This is a genomic window from Dorea sp. AF36-15AT, assembly GCF_003477705.1.
Lineage (GTDB): Bacteria > Bacillota > Clostridia > Lachnospirales > Lachnospiraceae > Claveliimonas > Claveliimonas ammoniilytica.
This window is the reverse complement of the sequence record NZ_QUDV01000012.1, coordinates 1-16,004: the sequence shown is the minus strand read 5'-3', so window position 1 is coordinate 16,004 and position 16,004 is coordinate 1. Positions and strand designations below refer to the sequence as shown.

Genomic DNA, 16,004 nt, shown 5'->3' with positions numbered 1-16,004 from the left:
ACATGAGTGTGATATTAGAAACCAAGCAGCTTTGTAAATTTTATGGCGCGGGTGAGAATCAGGTCAAAGCGGTCAATCAGGTGGACATTCAGATTGAGCAGGGAGAATTTGTCGCAATTGTCGGAAAGTCAGGTTCCGGTAAAAGTACATTACTTCATATGCTTGGAGGGCTAGACACCCCGACAAAAGGCAGTGTTACTTTAGCAGGGAAAGATTTATACAGGATGAAGGAAGATGCCCTTGCTGTTTTCCGCAGAAGAAAAATCGGATTTGTTTTTCAGGCATTTAATCTGGTTTCATCTGTTAATGTCTGGGAAAATATTGTACTGCCACTGGGGCTGGATGGAAGAAAAGTGGATGAAGCGTATGTAAATGATATTATTGCAACTCTGGGGATTGAAAACCGGATTTATAATCTGCCAAATCAGTTATCCGGAGGACAGCAGCAGAGAGTTGCAATTGCAAGAGCACTGGTGAATCGTCCGGAAATTATATTTGCAGATGAGCCGACAGGAAATCTTGATTCTAAGACCAGTGATGAGGTAATCGCCCTGCTTAAGATGACAGCAAAAAAATATGGACAGACAATTGTAATGATTACCCATGATGACGAAATTGCACAGGTCGCTGATCGTATTCTGGTAATTGAGGATGGACAGGTGGTGGATTTCAGATGAAGACAATAAGCAGGATTGCATATAGCAATGACAAAAAGAACAAGACAAGAAGTATACTGATCATGATGGCAATCTGTCTGACTACGATGCTGCTTGTGATTATCAGTACTGTGGGAAATGGAATGATCCGTTTACAGAAAAGTCAGGCGGCAGGCTCATATGGAAGCAATTATGGTTTGTTTGTCGCAGCAGACGGATCGCAGTTAAAAGAAGTAAACCGCCGTGCGGAAATAGATGCTACAGGCACTATATGCACCGAAGGTATCATAAAAGGCAATGAAAAAGGCGGGTTTGTCTGCATGGATGAGACTGCAAGAAAAATGCTTCCTTATAATAAAGAATATGAGTTGAAGGAAGGAAAGTATCCGGAAAAAATGCAGGAAATTGCCGCAGGAAGAGCATTTTTTCGTGCAATGGGGTATGGTGATGTAAAGATCGGAGATACGGTTACACTGGATTACCGCGCAGGGATGCAGTCAGAATATAAGCCGGAAGAATTTGTTGTCAGCGGAATCCTATATGATCGGGATGAGTATACCATCGAGGCATCTTATGTTGCTTTCGGGTCACAGGAGTTTTATGATGAGCACGTCGCAGAGAATGACAGACAGTATAATATTTATTTTACTTTAAATGATTCTGCAAATGTATCTATGAATAATATTGATTCGGTTATAAAGCAGATTGCAGCAGCTTGTGGGATCGAAGAAAAAAACGTTATAGTCAATGATCTCTATTTGCAATGGGTCTTGCAGCCGAGTTATGAAACGATTGCGGTATGCGGGGTTTTGATTCTTGCAATTGTACTTTTCTCTGTTGTGGTCATTTATAATATTTTTCAGGTCGGTATTGCCAACAAGATACAGGAGTATGGAAAAATCAAGGCTCTGGGAGCGACAAAAAAGCAGATGAAACAACTGATCTTCAGAGAGGGCATTTTTTTGACATTTTTTTCAATACCAGTTGGATTGCTTTTTGGCTTTCTGATTGCAAAATGCGGTTTTAACTGGCTGGTAGAACAGGGGAACCTTGTATCAACCGGAACTGGCTCTATGGGAGTTCAAAATCAGCAGGTGCCTCTGTTTTCCCTGCCTGTTATGCTTCTCTGTATTTTCGTATCATTTCTTACCGTTGCTTTGGCACTGCGTAAACCAATGAAAATTGTTTCACGGATTTCACCTATCGAAGCAACACGGTATTTAGAAAATGCAGAAACACAAAAAAAAGGAAAACGAAATGGCAGAAAAAATGTCACCGTGTTTTCTATGGCAATGGCAAATGTAACGGGTAATCCCAAAAGAACTATTGGTACTATCCTCACAATGGGTTTTTCTTGTGTATTGTTTGTGATTATCTCTAATTATCTGGGAAATATTGACACGGAGCATGAAGCACGTCTTTCCGTTAATCATGGACAATTTGAACTGCAGCTTGACTATTCTGCTGAGTATGATGAAAGATATCCGGAGAATAATCTGGATACGATTCTGACGGATGATCCATTGAATGATTCGCTGATTGAAGAAATCAAAAGCATTCCGGGAGTAACAGATGTCATGACGAGAGAGATTGTCTCTGTAAATCTGAACGGAACAAGATTTCCGGCTGATATTGTGAGTAAAAAGGATTTTGATTTTATGCGCCAAGAAGGGGATATTGGCTCTATGGACTATGATCAGGCGGTAAAGAATGGTGATATTTTCTTTGGCTGGTCAACGTGGATGGAACAAGATGGATATGCGCCGGGTGAATCCATTGCATTTGACTTTGAGAATGGAAGTGGAACCTATACCTATCAGGGAAAGATTGCAGGATCTTTTGTAAGTGCGGACACTTATCTTGTCATTCCGGAAGGTGTATATCGCTCCATGAATCCGAGAGGAACAGCCTATGGCTATCTGTGGGTGGACTGTGATAAAAAAGATGCGGCATCTGTAGAACAAAGTCTGAATACTTTGATTTCTAATACTTCGCATATAAAAATGGATACTTATCATGCGCAGTTACAATCTGCCGAATTTGCAAGCAGCATGATGAAGCTTGGCTGTTATCTGTTTATGGCCATTGTAGGACTCATCGGGTTTATGAATATGGCGAATACCATGATCATGAATATTACGACAAAAAAGCAGGAATATGGTATATTACAGGCTGTGGGTATGACAAACAAACAATTAAATTTATGCCTGCAGTTACAGGGACTGATGTTTACGGTTGGTACCATATGCGTAGCTTTGATCATTGGTCTGCCGCTCGGCTATGCACTTTTTTTCTATGCAAAACATAATGGAATATTTGGAATGAATATCTATCATGTTCCAATCGTACCAATTTTTATTATGATTTTTTTGGTCGGTCTGTTGCAGATTGTGCTTTCCCTCGTTTTAAGCAGTAATCTGAAAAAGGAAACGCTGGTTGAAAGAATAAGGTATCAGGGATAGCAAGCCATCAAATATATTATTTTTCTTCTTTGGAAATATGGTCATGGACATATGTCTTGAAAAAATGATTGTGGAACAATATGGTGCTATGATATGATAAAACAAAAAACTTAAAGTCATTTAAGCATGAGGGAACCGTATGGATGATTTCAAAAAACTCACAGAGCAACTTTTGAAAATATATATTAATGCCGAATCAGTAAATGATTTTGGTATAGAGAATTACTTTGATGAAAATATCAGTCTGATTGGAACTGGAAAACACGAGATTTACAGGAATCTGCATGAGTTTTTAGAATCATTTGAATTTGATGTAAAACGAAGAGGCAAAATCAGAATTGAAGTACAAAATTTATATCAGGAAGAAGAACGGCTTGATGATGACCATGTTCTTGCACATGGAACAGTAGATTTTACTGGTCTGTTTAAAGATGGTTCAAGCTGTTTTAAAATGGCAACAAGATTTACGATTATCTATAAGTGGACGAATGGGAAATGGTTAGTTCAGCATCTGCATCAGTCAATACCGGATCTGGAACAGATGGACGGTGAAGAGTTCCCTGTCACATTAGGAAAACAGGTGAAGAAAACTCGGCAGGCGCTTCAGGCATTAGGCACTGCCTATTATCATATCTCAAGGCTGAATTTAAAAACAAAGAAGATCGAACTTGTCAAAAGATCCAGGAAGAGAGATTTGGATATTAAAGATAATAGCGCAGATTGGGATCCTCAGTTCAAGATTATCGAAGATATTATAGCAGAGCCGTTTGTACAGAAGTATATAGATTTTTTTGATATAGAAACCATGGCGGCACGTCTTCATAATAAAGAATCTATGTCTTCTGAGTTCAAAAAGAAGGATGGCTCATGGTTTCTTTCCATGGTTGTTCCTCAGAGCTATGATAAAAACGGAAATGTTACATCCGTGCTGTTTGCGAATCGAGATGTGACAGATGAAAAAATGCGGGAATTAAAGCAAGAGGAAGAATTGAGGGAAGCTAAATTAAAAGCAGAATGTGCAAATAAAGCAAAATCATCATTTCTGTATAATATGTCTCATGATATCAGAACTCCTATGAATGCGATCATTGGTTATGCAGAACTGGCGTCCAGACATTTGCAGGAAACAGATAAACTTGGCAAATATCTTGAAGAAATTCAAATATGCGGAAAAGAACTTTTGTCGATGCTTGGTAATGTTTTGGATCTTGCAAGAATTGAAAATAATAAGGTTGAAATGGAATACACGGTTTCAAATGTCCATGAGTGCGTTGAAAATTGTGTCATTATGTTCCAACAACAGACAGAAAGTAAAAATCAGACGCTCGCTTTGACAGAACAAATCAAGTATCCGTATGTATATATGGATGCACCGCACCTGTCAGAGATCTGTTTCAACATTATAAGTAATGCTGTAAAGTATACAAATACAGGAGGCAAGATTATCTGTAACGTTGTACAGGAATCCTGTGAAAAAGAAGATTGGTGTAATATGATCATCACCATTACCGATAATGGAATTGGTATGTCAGAAGAATTCCAAAAGCACATTTTTGAAGACTTTGAAAGAGAACGTAACTCCACATACAGTCATATTGAGGGCAGCGGCATCGGAATGGGCATTACGAAAAAGCTTGTAGAACTCATGGATGGCACAATAGAAGTGAAAAGTAAGCAGGGGAAGGGTTCCACATTTACGGTGACTATTCCTTGCAGGAAAGCGTCAAAAGAAGACTCTATGGTGAAGAAAAATAGTAATTTGAGTAATAAGAATTGTTTGAAGGGTGTTCGGATCTTATTAGTCGAAGATAATGAGATCAATACGGAAATTGCAAGAGAACTATTGACGGAAGAAGGATGTATTGTTGAGACTGCAAATGATGGTGTTGCATGCATTGATATGATTGAAAAGGCTGATGCTGATTATTACAAGATGATTCTTATGGATATTCAGATGCCGGTTATGAATGGATATGACGCTACATCGATCATCCGAAAGATGAAGGATACGAAAAAAGCCAGTATCCCAATTATTGCGATAACTGCCAATGCTTTCGCAGAAGATACACAAAAGGTTCTTTCTGTTGGAATGAATGCTCATGTTGCAAAACCTGTTGATATGAACATTCTTGTGCCAACAATGATGAAATATCTATAATATGATACAAAGAAAGGATTCATCGGCAAATCAGTCGAAAGGCTGAGACGCAAAGCTATAGGGTCTGTAAAATGACAGCCAGCTGCAATGCTTAAGATGCATTGTCTGAAAAGGCAGTGCATTTTTTCTTTAGATTTGTGTCGTGTAGTAACCTGGTAATTTGTGGAGAAAAGAAAAATGGACAAAAGCAGAAAAAAATCAGCCGTACTATTTGTATGTATATTGGTAGTTTTTGGAATATGGATGATGTTGTCAGTACACTGCCTGGCTGCTGAAAAGAATAATGATGAAGCGCAGACAACGGAACAGAAGATTATCCGTGTCGGTTCATTTGAGGATACCTTCAATTATGCCGATAAAAACGGTGTAAGACGAGGATATGGTTACGAACTCATGCAGGCTTTGGCAGGCTATACCGGATGGGAATTTGAGTACGTGAAATGTGACTGGTCCAACTGCTTTGATAAGCTTGAAAACGGTGAGATTGATGTCATGGGAGACATCTCTTATACTGATGAACGTGCTCAAAAGATGTTTTTTTTCGGATGAACCGATGGGTGAGGAAAAATATATTCTTTATGCTGATTTGTCAAATATAGATATTGGAACGTCTGATTTCAAGTTTATGGACGGGAAACGTGTAGGTGTGCTCATGGGCACAGAACCTGAAATCATGCTGACAGAATGGGAAAATAAGAATGGCATACATACAGAACATGTAAATGTGGATAATAATGAGGATGTCGAAAAGAAATTAGCGAATCATGAGATCGACTGTTTTGTATCTCTGGAGGAATCTATCTGGTCTGAACAGGGAATATCATCTGTTACTACCATTGGTAAGTCAGGCATATATTTTGCAATAAATAAGGAGCGCAGTGACATCAAGACGGAACTGGATTATGCTATGCGCCAGCTGGAACAAGATAGTCCTTTTTTTAAGGCAGACCTGTATAAGAAATATTTTACGCTTGATTATAATCAGAGTCTTACAGGCGGAGAAAAATCCTGGCTGGAAGAACATGGTGACATTCGGATAGGATTTTTGAACAATGATTCGGCAATCTTTTCCATGGACGAAGAAACTGGAGAACTTACGGGTATGTTATCGGAATATGTCTCCTATGCCAAAGACTGTCTGGGGGATCAGACACTGAAATTTAATATCCAGGAATATGATGATTATAGCGAAATGCTTCAGGCACTGCAGGAACATGAAATTGATATGATTTTTTATGCCGGCAGAAATCCTGATCTTGCAGAAAAGAAAGGATATACACTTACAAACACAGCCTGGACCTACAGTCTGATGGCAGTAACTGATGAGAAATATTTCAATGAGGACGAGTCGTATACAGTAGCTGTGCCAAAAGAACAAGAAGCTTTAAAACAGCATATTGCTTTCAGTTATCCCCAATGGGAACTGGTAGAGTACGATTCGCTTGCTGATGCGGCAGATATGGTCATGAATGAAACAGCAGACTGTTTTCTTATGGGAACCAGTCAGGCGATGATATATGATAACAATCGAGATTTCAAGAGTGTTCCACTTACAAAAACAATGGAAGCATGCTTTGCAGTAAGCGGTGGAGAGGGAACTCTTTTATCGATATTGAATAAAACCTTAAAGGCCATGCCATCGGACATGCTTACAAGTGCACTTGCTATCTATGACAGTACTGCAGATAAGGTAACATTTTTGGACTTTGTAAAAGACAATATGCTTGCTTTTTTTGTCACGGCAGGATTCTTTGTACTCAGCATCATTGGTATTATCCTCGTACTTTTACGGAAGGCAAGGAAAGCGGAAGCTGCCGCAAAGCTTGCAGCAAATGATACACAAAAGCTTAATGACAAGCTGGAGATTGCTCTGAAAGAAGCTGAGGATGCCAGTCTCGCAAAGACCTGTTTCCTTAATAATATGTCCCATGACATCCGTACTCCTATGAATGTAATTCTGGGCTATGCACAGCTTATGGAGAATGAACTAAATGGAAAAGAAATGCCTGAAACTTTAGAACATTTGGAAAAACTGCAACAGTCTGGAGATCTTCTTCTGTCAATCATAAATAATGTACTGGATATGGCCCAGATTGAGAGCGGAAGGATGGAGCTTGATGAGAATTACTGCCAGCTTGAAGATGTCTGGAAGTCATTGCTTGTTGTGTTTGATGAGAAAGCAAGGAAAAAGAATATTGCGCTTCATTACGCGATGAATGTAGAACATGAGCATGTACTGACAGATACTACAAAAGTAAAAGAAATATTTGTCAACATCCTAAGCAATGCCATGAAATATACTCCAGCCGATGGTTCTGTTATGGTAAATGTAGATGAATTACCTTGTGATGAGGCTGGATACATGATGGTGAGGATGAGAGTCAGCGATACTGGAATCGGTATGAGTCCGGATTATCTGACAAAGATTTTCGAAGCATTTACACGTGAGCAGAACACCACAAAGAGCAAAATCGCAGGAACCGGACTTGGAATGTCAATCGTCAAGAAATATGTTGATCTGTTGGGAGGAACAATAAATGTAGAGAGTGAACTTGGAAAAGGCAGCACCTTTACCGTTACATTAAAGCACAGGATAGCAGATGAAAGCTATTATGTAAAAAAACACGTTGAAAGCTCAGAAACAGGAAGTAAAATCCTTGAAGGCAGGAATATCCTTCTGGCAGAGGACAATGATTTGAATGCTGAGATTGCAGAGGCGATACTTGAGTATGCTGGCTTGAAGATAGATCGTGTGGAGGATGGCATTCAGTGTGTAAACAGGATAATGGAAATGCCGGCAGGAACATATGATATGATCCTCATGGATATCCAGATGCCTAAAATGGACGGTTATAAAGCAACGCAGGCAATCAGACACCTGCCAGATAGAGATAAAGCATGTATACCGATCATTGCAATGACAGCAAATGCATTTGAAGAAGATAAGAGAGATGCTATTGCAGCTGGAATGAATGGTCATATCGCAAAGCCAATCCAGATTGATAAGCTGCTGTCGATGTTAATGGAAATCATGAGACAACAAGAAAAGTAATACATACAAAAAACAATATAATTATGCAAACAGTAATAGTTGGAGGGAATAAACATGAAAATTGCAGTAACATATGATAATGGAGAAGTATTTCAGCATTTTGGGCACACAGAACAGTTTAAAGTATACGAAGTAGAAGCTGGAAAAGTAGTTAACATGGAAGTGGTTGCAGCGAATGGAGCCGGACATGATGCACTAGCAGCTTTTATTGCAGGATTGGGAGTTGATGTTGTTCTTTGTGGCGGGATCGGAGATGGCGCAAATCATGCACTTTCAGAAGCTGGGATTGAAGTAGTGTCCGGAACGAAGGGAAATGCCGATGTGGTTGCAGAAGCATATATAAGGGGAGAACTTACTTCAGCAGGAGTTAATTGTGATCATCACGATCATGGGCACGATGAAGATGGGTGCGGCTGTAGTGGTGGCTGCGGTGGCTGCAGTGGTGGATGCGGAGCTCCTCAGATTATTTTAGAAGGGAAAAATGCGGGAAAGACCTGTAAAGTTCATTACACAGGTACATTTAATGACGGTTCTAAATTTGATTCTTCATATGACCGGGGAGAACCTCTTGAGTTTATCTGTGGTGCGGGTATGATGATCAGGGGTTTTGATGCGGCAGTTGTGAATATGGAAGTGGGAGAGATACTCGATATACACTTGATGCCAGAAGAAGCATATGGCATGCCGGATCCAAGTGCAGTTCTGACATTTGAAATCGAGCAGCTTGCCGGATCTGAGAATCTGGAACTGGGGCAGCAGGTATACCTTTATAATGAAATGGGACAGCCATTCCCGGTTAAAGTAGTTGCGAAAGATGATGCTACAATCACTTTAGATATGAACCATGAAATGGCCGGTAAAGAACTGAATTTCAAAATCGAGCTCGTGGAAGTGCAGAATATGCGGTAATGCCGGAAAATAATTCCGGAAGGAACACGTATATGTATCGTCATGAAGAGTCTGGTACATCTTATGATGTCAGAGTAAAAGGACAGGAAACGGATGATGCTACCAAAGAATTGTTGGAAGGGATTGTGCTGAAATTAGAGGATGAAGGAAATAAAGACGCACCATGGCCATGGGAGGGAGAACCTCTTGAACCTGTATTGGCAGAGCAGATGGTAGGTTCTTATACGATCGTCCCGGAATATATTCCGTTTAAAGAAGCACAGGGCGTTATGCAGATCATGGAACACCAGTTTGTAAAACAGGGCGATCAGGTATTTCATTTGCTGGGGAATAAACTGGATACTTATAAATATTCAGAAAGCGGACTTGAATTCGTTTCGTCGATGGAACTGGAGAATGATTGTGAATATATGTCTGCAGACAGCAGTGGGATGTTATATCTTTCACCGGGAATTCAAGAAGTGATTGGCGTAAAAGATGGGAAAAAAGCGCTTCAGACAACAGTAACGGGCGATCTGAATATGCATCCGTCCGGAGAATGGGGAATCAGTTTCTGGGTGAACAGCGATACGCAGAAGATCTCGAATCAGGGCGGCAATCTGACGGCTGAACCGTGGATACTGACCGGATTAAATAATGCCGCTGAGCATATAGGCGCAATTTCTACAGAGGACATATTTGGTGTCGGTTATCCATGGCTGGAAGATATGCAGCTGTTAGATGACGGTTCTCTTTTAATTCTGCTGACACAGAAGCGAAATGACGAGTCGGCAAATGAATTGATGTTCTTCAGATTGACAGGATTCTAATCTAGGCATATTACTCATGAAAGTATCAAATCAATAAGTTTGAAAGGTCACCTTTGTGGTGACCTTTTTTCATCTGTGTGTTATGATTACATTGCTCAAATTTTTTACATAAAAGAGCTTCCGGATAAAAAGCTGGAATTTGTGGAGGAATAAGACAATGTCAAAAGATGAATATTTAATCACAGATGAGCCACTTAAAGCACTGACTGTTTTTGCAATGCCTATGATTTTAGGCAGTTTTTTTCAACAAGTATATAATATGGCTGATTCAATAATCGTTGGTCAGTTTGTTGGCTCTTCTGCACTTGCGGCAGTTGGTGCATGTGCTGCACTTACGAATGTCTTCATTTGTATCGCGTTGGGGGCCGGCGTTGGTGCCGGTGTACTTGTGAGCCGTTATTTTGGATCCAGAGATTATAGCAAAATGAAAACAATCGTATCAACATCATTGATTAGTTTCCTGATTCTAAGTATACTTCTGGGCGTCTTTGGATTTTGCTTTTCCCATTCGATGATGAGTTTGTTACGGACACCTGCTGATATACTGAAGGAAGCAGTACTGTATCTTCGTGTTTATTTTGTAGGTTTTCCGTTTCTGTTTATGTACAATATCCTTTCGACGATGTTCACCTCTATCGGAGAGTCAAAAATCCCACTGGGTCTTTTGATATTCTCTTCTGTTTTGAATATATTTATGGATCTTTGGATGGTGGCCGGACTTGGCCTGGGTGTGTTTGGTGCAGCCCTTGCAACTCTCATTGCACAAGGGATTTCCGCAGTGTTTTCGCTTTTGATTTTCTTTGGTCGGATGCGCCGATATAAAAGTCATTTTGCCTGGTTTGATGGGCGGGAATTACATTCTATGCTTCGAATAGCCGTACCATCAGTTCTTCAACAGTCCACAGTGTCAATTGGTATGATGATCGTACAAGCAGTTGTAAATCCATTCGGTACACAGGCACTCGCTGGTTATTCAGCAACGATGCGGGTAGAAAATGTTTTTTCACTGATCTTTGTATCCATTGGAAATGCAGTCTCGCCGTATGTATCCCAGAATTTTGGCGCAAAGAAAATAGAACGCATCAAAAAAGGATATCACGCTGCGCTGGTGTTGGATCTATGTTTTGCAGTTTTTGCTTTTATAGTCATTGAGACACTGCATACTCAAATTTCCTCATTATTCCTGGGTAAAGACGGAACCACTTTAGCATATGAGGTATCCGGAGGTTATATGAGATGGCTCGGCTATTTTTTCATCTTCATGGGGATTAAGATGGCAACGGATGGCGTTCTTCGTGGACTTGGAATCATGCGGCCATTTCTCATTGCAAATATGGTAAATCTGGCAATCCGTCTGTCAGTTGCTTTGATTTTTGCCCCTCGTTTTGGCATCACATTTGTCTGGCTTGCTGTGCCGGCCGGTTGGCTTGCAAATTTTCTGATTTCCTATGCAGCACTCAGAAAATCATGGCCAACTGATAAACAGCTATCATCTCGATAACTTTCGGTAGCATGCATTGCAAACGAAAAAACGTGCAGGATTATTGCGCTATTTTCGGAAATTAACTGATACGCATTTCGCTAGTGCCTGTGCTATAGTGAGAATATGATATTGACTATGATACCTGCGGACTTAGACCTTTTGACCCTGGTATTATACATTTCTGAAAGGAGTATGCAATTATGAAAGCACTTGTGATGAGCGAACCAGGCAATGTGAAAATGACAGAATTACCGATGCCGGAGATGAAACCGGATGAGGTGTTGGTACGTGTTCGTGCAGCCGGAATCTGCATTAATGATGTGAGGGATTTTAAGGGAGAATGTGATTATTCTTATCCGCGTATCGGTGGACATGAGTTTGCGGGTGAGATCTATGAAATTGGTTCGGAAGTGAATAAGAACCGTTTCCATGTGGGACAGAGAGTTGTTACTTATGTAGTTGATAACTGTAAGGAGTGTTACTACTGCAAAAATGGATTCGAAAATGTGTGCCCGGATTCATTGAACAGTATTACATATAAGAATCCGGATGGCATCTCTGGCTTCTGTGGTTTTGGCCAGTTTGTTGTTGCTAAAGCAGAAGATCTGTATATCGCAGATGATAATGTACCATTTGAAAAACTGGCAGTGGTAGAACCGGTTGCATGCGTTATCAATTCTATTAATAATGCAAATGTAGAGTTTGGTGATGATGTGCTGGTTATCGGTGGCGGAACTATGGGCATGCTTCATGTCATGCTGGCGCATATGAAGGGCGCGAATGTTATTCTGTCAGAGCCGGTGGAAGAGCGTAGAAAGAAAGCACTGGAACTGGGAGCAAATGCGGTCATCGATCCGACCAAGGTTGATGTGGCAGAAGAAGTGAAGAGGTTGACAGACGGACTTGGAGCAAAGATCGTATTTAACACGACAGCTATTCCTGCAATTGCATTACAGGCACTGGACTGCACAGCGAAATGTGGAACGATGGTAATGTTCTCGTCCCTGCATCCGAACAAACCGGTAGAGATTAATCTTGGCGCAATCCATTCTACACAGAAAAATATTACAGGCGCACAGAACGGAACAGTTAAGACATTCTGGCAGGCGGTGAAGATGTTGAACAGAGGCGTGTTTGATCCGACGCCGATCATTGAGGATGTGTATGATTATCATGATTTCGATCAGGCTATGGCATGTGCGATGCGTCCGGATACATACAAGGTAGTACTTAAGATTACGGATTAATTCTTGAATTTGTAGGAGGGTAAATTTATGTTAGTAACATTGAATGATGTAATGATGATTGCTGAACAACAGGGAATTGCAATCGGAGCATTTAATACGCCGAATCTGGAAGCACTGCGTGCGGCAATTGAAAGTGCAGAGGAACTGGAAAGACCGGTTATTGTTCAGCATTGTCAGATGCATGAGGAACTGATTCCATTAGATATTATCGGACCAATTATGCTGGATCATGCAGCAAGGGCATCTGTTCCGGTATGTGTACATCTGGATCATGGCGAGGATCTGGATTATCTGAAACGCGCATTGGATATGGGATTCACTTCGGTAATGTATGACGGTTCCGTACATCCTTATGAAGAGAATCTTGCAACTACAAAAAGGGCAGTAGAACTTGCTGAAAAATATGGCGCAAATGTAGAAGCTGAGCTTGGAAGTATGGGCAAGCGTGAATTTGGAAGTGGTAAACCCGGCGAAGAAGATAACCAGAAGATTTATACAGATCCGGATATGGCGAAAGAATTTGTAAAGCAGACAGGTATTGACGCACTGGCATGCTCATTTGGAACTACACACGGTATTTATCTGACGAAACCAAAGCTGAATTTTGATATTGTAAGCGGCGTGCGTGAGAAGACAGAAGGAGTGCCGGTAGTCATGCACGGCGGATCGGGTGTGAGCAAAGAAGACTTCCACAAAGCAATCAAAGCAGGTGTGCGTAAGATCAACTATTTCACATACATGGACAAAGCGGGTGGAACTGCGACAGAAGAGTATGTAGAGTCGGTAGAAAAAGGTAAACCGATATTCTATTCATCAGCCAGAGCAGCCGCCTTTGCAGCAATGAAAGAAAATGTAAAAGAGGCAATAAAGACATTTTCTATGATAGATTAAGAATATTTGATTGGAATGCCAGGAGCGTTATGTTCCTGGCATTAAAAACGTGCAGAAATATTGCGCAATATTCTGCAAAAGGATTGTAAGTACGAAAACGAGAATATGCTATAGTAATTTTGTGATAAAAATTGTTTTTAAATATCAGAAAATTTGCATTTGCTGAAAGGAGCATGTAATTATGAAAGCACTTGTAATGAGCGAACCAGGACACGTAAAAATGACAGAGATCCCGACTCCGGTACCGAAGGAAGATGAGGTGTTGGTTAAGATTCATGCATCAGGAATCTGTGTAAACGATGTCCGTGATTTTAAAGGAGATTGTAACTTCAGCTATCCACGTATCGGTGGACATGAGTATGCCGGAGAAATCTGCGAAATGGGAAGTGCGGTAAATAAAGATCGTTTCCATGTTGGTCAGAAAGTCGTAACATATATTATTGATAACTGCAATGAATGCTATTACTGCAAGAACGGATATGAAAATGTATGTCCGGACTTCTCTCATACAACAGCATATCAGAACCCGGATGGAATCTCCGGATTCGGTGGATTTGCACAGTATATCACTGCAAAGGCATCTGATCTGTACATCTGCGAAGATCATGTGTCATATGAGAAGCTGGCACTGACAGAGCCGATTGCCTGTGTATTGAACTCTATCAACAAGAGCAATGTTGAATTTGGTGATGACGTACTCGTGATCGGCGGCGGTACAATGGGTATGTTGCATGTAATGCTGGCACATCTCAGAGGAGCAAGAGTTATCCTGTCTGAGCCAATGAAAGAAAGAAGAGATAAAGCACTTGAGCTTGGCGCAAATGATGTTATCGATCCAATGAACACAGACGCTGTGGCAGAGGTTAAGAAGCTGACAGGCGGAATGGGTGCGAAGGTTGTATTCGATACAACAGCAGTTCCTGCACTTGCACTTCAGGCAATTGAATGCACAGCGAAATGTGGTACCGTAGTAATGTTCTCATCTCTGCACCCGAACAAGCCGGTAGAAGTTAATCTTGGAGCAATCCACTCTACACAGGTTAATATTACGGGTGCACAGAATGGTTCTGTTAAGACATTTTGGCAGGCAGTACAGATTATGAACAAGGGCGTATTTGATCCGACACCATTAATTGAAGCTGTGTATGATTACAATGACTTTGATGAAGCTATGGCATGTGCGATGCGTCCGGATACATACAAAGTTGTACTGAAAATGGAAGATCACGATAAATAAGGAGGAAGTGTACAATGTTAGCAACATTAAAAGAAGTACTGCAGGCAGCAGAAGACAAGAAGATTGCGATTGGTGCATTTGATACACCGAACCTTGAAAGCCTTTGCGCAGCAATTGCAGCAGCAGAGGAAGTAGAACTTCCTACTATTATAATGCATGCACAGTGTCACGAGAGTCTGTGTCCACTTGATGTGATCGGACCTATCATGGTAGAGCATGCTAAGAAAGCAAAAGTTCCGGTATGCGTAATGCTGGATCACGGCGAGGATCTGGATTATCTGAAGAGATCTCTGGAAATGGGATTCACAGCAGTCATGTATGATGGATCTACAACTCCATACGAGGAAAATGTTAAGACTACCTGCGAAGCTGTAAAACTTGCAGCATCTTACGGCGCAGATGTAGAAGCTGAGATCGGAAGCATGGGTAAACGTGAATTCGGTGCAGGTACACCAGGTGAAGAAGATGACGCTAAGATCTACACAGATCCTGATATGGCAAAAGACTTTGTGGCAAAAACAGGCATCGCGGCACTGGCTTGTTCATTCGGAACTACACACGGTATCTATCTGACCGAGCCGAAGCTGAATTTTGATATTGTAAAAGATGTACGTGCAAAGGCAGATGGCATCCCGGTAGTCATGCACGGTGGATCAGGGGTAAGTGAAGAAGATTACCATCAGGCAATTGCAGCAGGTGTGCGCAAGATCAACTACTTTACTTATATGGACAAGGCAGCAGGTAATGCAGCAGCAGAATATATCGCATCGGTAAAAGATGGTCAGCCATACTTCTATTCCGCACTGCGTCTGAAAGCAATGGATGCAATGAAAGAAGACATTAAGAGGGCAATGTTGGTATTTGCCGGTAAATAAATGTATAATCTATAGAAAAACAGAGCGGATCATCGAAAGGTGCTCCGCTCTTAATGTATATGGAAATTGTGGATGTGCATAAGAATAGCACTATTGCGGCGATGGAATTATCTGAATTGTCTAAATTAAATAAATATTAAAAACAATATTGACAATTCCGCTTCCACTGTGCTATATTATACAAGCTGTCGCGTGAGACAGGGCTGAGAAGCACCGCTGTCCATG

Annotated in this window: 12 protein-coding genes and 1 riboswitch; all 12 genes read left to right on the top strand. The window is 40.9% G+C overall.

Features of this window, described 5'->3' with window-relative positions:
- The first annotated feature begins 2 nt into the window (after window positions 1-2).
- The 12 genes from DWZ93_RS13650 (at window position 3) to DWZ93_RS13600 (ending at window position 15,779) form a co-directional block, all read left to right on the top strand.
- A complete protein-coding gene (locus DWZ93_RS13650; protein ID WP_006426335.1) occupies window positions 3-677 on the top strand; it encodes an ABC transporter ATP-binding protein in 675 nt (224 codons plus the stop codon).
- A complete protein-coding gene (locus DWZ93_RS13645) occupies window positions 674-3,118 on the top strand; it encodes an ABC transporter permease (RefSeq protein ID WP_118453276.1) in 2,445 nt (814 codons plus the stop codon). The genes DWZ93_RS13650 and DWZ93_RS13645 overlap by 4 nt, the downstream gene beginning before the upstream one ends.
- Before the next feature lie 139 nt (window positions 3,119-3,257).
- On the top strand, window positions 3,258-5,276 hold the full coding sequence (locus tag DWZ93_RS13640) for an ATP-binding protein (RefSeq protein WP_118453275.1): 2,019 nt from the start codon (window positions 3,258-3,260) through the stop codon (window positions 5,274-5,276).
- Window positions 5,277-5,290: 14 nt separating this feature from the next.
- Window positions 5,291-5,366, top strand: a riboswitch (cyclic di-GMP riboswitch).
- Window positions 5,367-5,453: 87 nt separating this feature from the next.
- On the top strand, window positions 5,454-5,825 hold the full coding sequence (locus DWZ93_RS15060; protein ID WP_243061304.1) for a transporter substrate-binding domain-containing protein: 372 nt from the start codon (window positions 5,454-5,456) through the stop codon (window positions 5,823-5,825).
- Window positions 5,826-5,829: 4 nt separating this feature from the next.
- On the top strand, window positions 5,830-8,328 hold the full coding sequence (locus tag DWZ93_RS13635; RefSeq protein ID WP_243061303.1) for an ATP-binding protein: 2,499 nt from the start codon (window positions 5,830-5,832) through the stop codon (window positions 8,326-8,328).
- Between the two features lie 54 nt (window positions 8,329-8,382).
- Complete coding sequence (locus DWZ93_RS13630; protein WP_118453274.1) at window positions 8,383-9,237, top strand: FKBP-type peptidyl-prolyl cis-trans isomerase; 855 nt, start codon at window positions 8,383-8,385, stop codon at window positions 9,235-9,237.
- Between the two features lie 32 nt (window positions 9,238-9,269).
- Entirely contained in the window at window positions 9,270-10,046 is a 777-nt protein-coding gene (locus DWZ93_RS13625) for a hypothetical protein (RefSeq protein WP_199665972.1), read from the top strand.
- A gap of 157 nt (window positions 10,047-10,203) precedes the next feature.
- Window positions 10,204-11,547, top strand: coding sequence for an MATE family efflux transporter (locus tag DWZ93_RS13620; protein ID WP_118453273.1), 1,344 nt, complete (start codon window positions 10,204-10,206; stop codon window positions 11,545-11,547).
- 182 nt (window positions 11,548-11,729) lie between these two features.
- Window positions 11,730-12,776 (top strand): zinc-dependent alcohol dehydrogenase, encoded by a 1,047-nt coding sequence (locus DWZ93_RS13615; protein ID WP_118453272.1) that lies wholly within the window; start codon window positions 11,730-11,732, stop codon window positions 12,774-12,776.
- 27 nt (window positions 12,777-12,803) lie between these two features.
- Entirely contained in the window at window positions 12,804-13,667 is an 864-nt protein-coding gene (locus DWZ93_RS13610) for a class II fructose-bisphosphate aldolase (RefSeq protein WP_118453271.1), read from the top strand.
- 181 nt (window positions 13,668-13,848) lie between these two features.
- Window positions 13,849-14,904, top strand: a complete 1,056-nt coding sequence (locus DWZ93_RS13605; protein ID WP_118384469.1) for a zinc-dependent alcohol dehydrogenase — start codon at window positions 13,849-13,851, stop codon at window positions 14,902-14,904.
- Window positions 14,905-14,918: 14 nt separating this feature from the next.
- Window positions 14,919-15,779 carry a class II fructose-bisphosphate aldolase gene (locus DWZ93_RS13600; protein ID WP_118453270.1) on the top strand — a complete coding sequence of 287 codons (861 nt, stop codon included), beginning with the start codon at window positions 14,919-14,921 and terminating at the stop codon, window positions 15,777-15,779.
- Window positions 15,780-16,004 lie beyond the last annotated feature (225 nt).

Coding starts and splice junctions, on each gene's coding strand:
- DWZ93_RS15060 (WP_243061304.1), top strand. CDS start 5,454: ATGGACAAAAGCAGAAAAAAATCAGCCGTACTATTTGTATGTATATTG.
- DWZ93_RS13650 (WP_006426335.1), top strand. CDS start 3: ATGAGTGTGATATTAGAAACCAAGCAGCTTTGTAAATTTTATGGCGCG.
- DWZ93_RS13600 (WP_118453270.1), top strand. CDS start 14,919: ATGTTAGCAACATTAAAAGAAGTACTGCAGGCAGCAGAAGACAAGAAG.
- DWZ93_RS13620 (WP_118453273.1), top strand. CDS start 10,204: ATGTCAAAAGATGAATATTTAATCACAGATGAGCCACTTAAAGCACTG.
- DWZ93_RS13630 (WP_118453274.1), top strand. CDS start 8,383: ATGAAAATTGCAGTAACATATGATAATGGAGAAGTATTTCAGCATTTT.
- DWZ93_RS13615 (WP_118453272.1), top strand. CDS start 11,730: ATGAAAGCACTTGTGATGAGCGAACCAGGCAATGTGAAAATGACAGAA.
- DWZ93_RS13605 (WP_118384469.1), top strand. CDS start 13,849: ATGAAAGCACTTGTAATGAGCGAACCAGGACACGTAAAAATGACAGAG.
- DWZ93_RS13625 (WP_199665972.1), top strand. CDS start 9,270: ATGTATCGTCATGAAGAGTCTGGTACATCTTATGATGTCAGAGTAAAA.
- DWZ93_RS13610 (WP_118453271.1), top strand. CDS start 12,804: ATGTTAGTAACATTGAATGATGTAATGATGATTGCTGAACAACAGGGA.
- DWZ93_RS13635 (WP_243061303.1), top strand. CDS start 5,830: ATGGGTGAGGAAAAATATATTCTTTATGCTGATTTGTCAAATATAGAT.
- DWZ93_RS13640 (WP_118453275.1), top strand. CDS start 3,258: ATGGATGATTTCAAAAAACTCACAGAGCAACTTTTGAAAATATATATT.
- DWZ93_RS13645 (WP_118453276.1), top strand. CDS start 674: ATGAAGACAATAAGCAGGATTGCATATAGCAATGACAAAAAGAACAAG.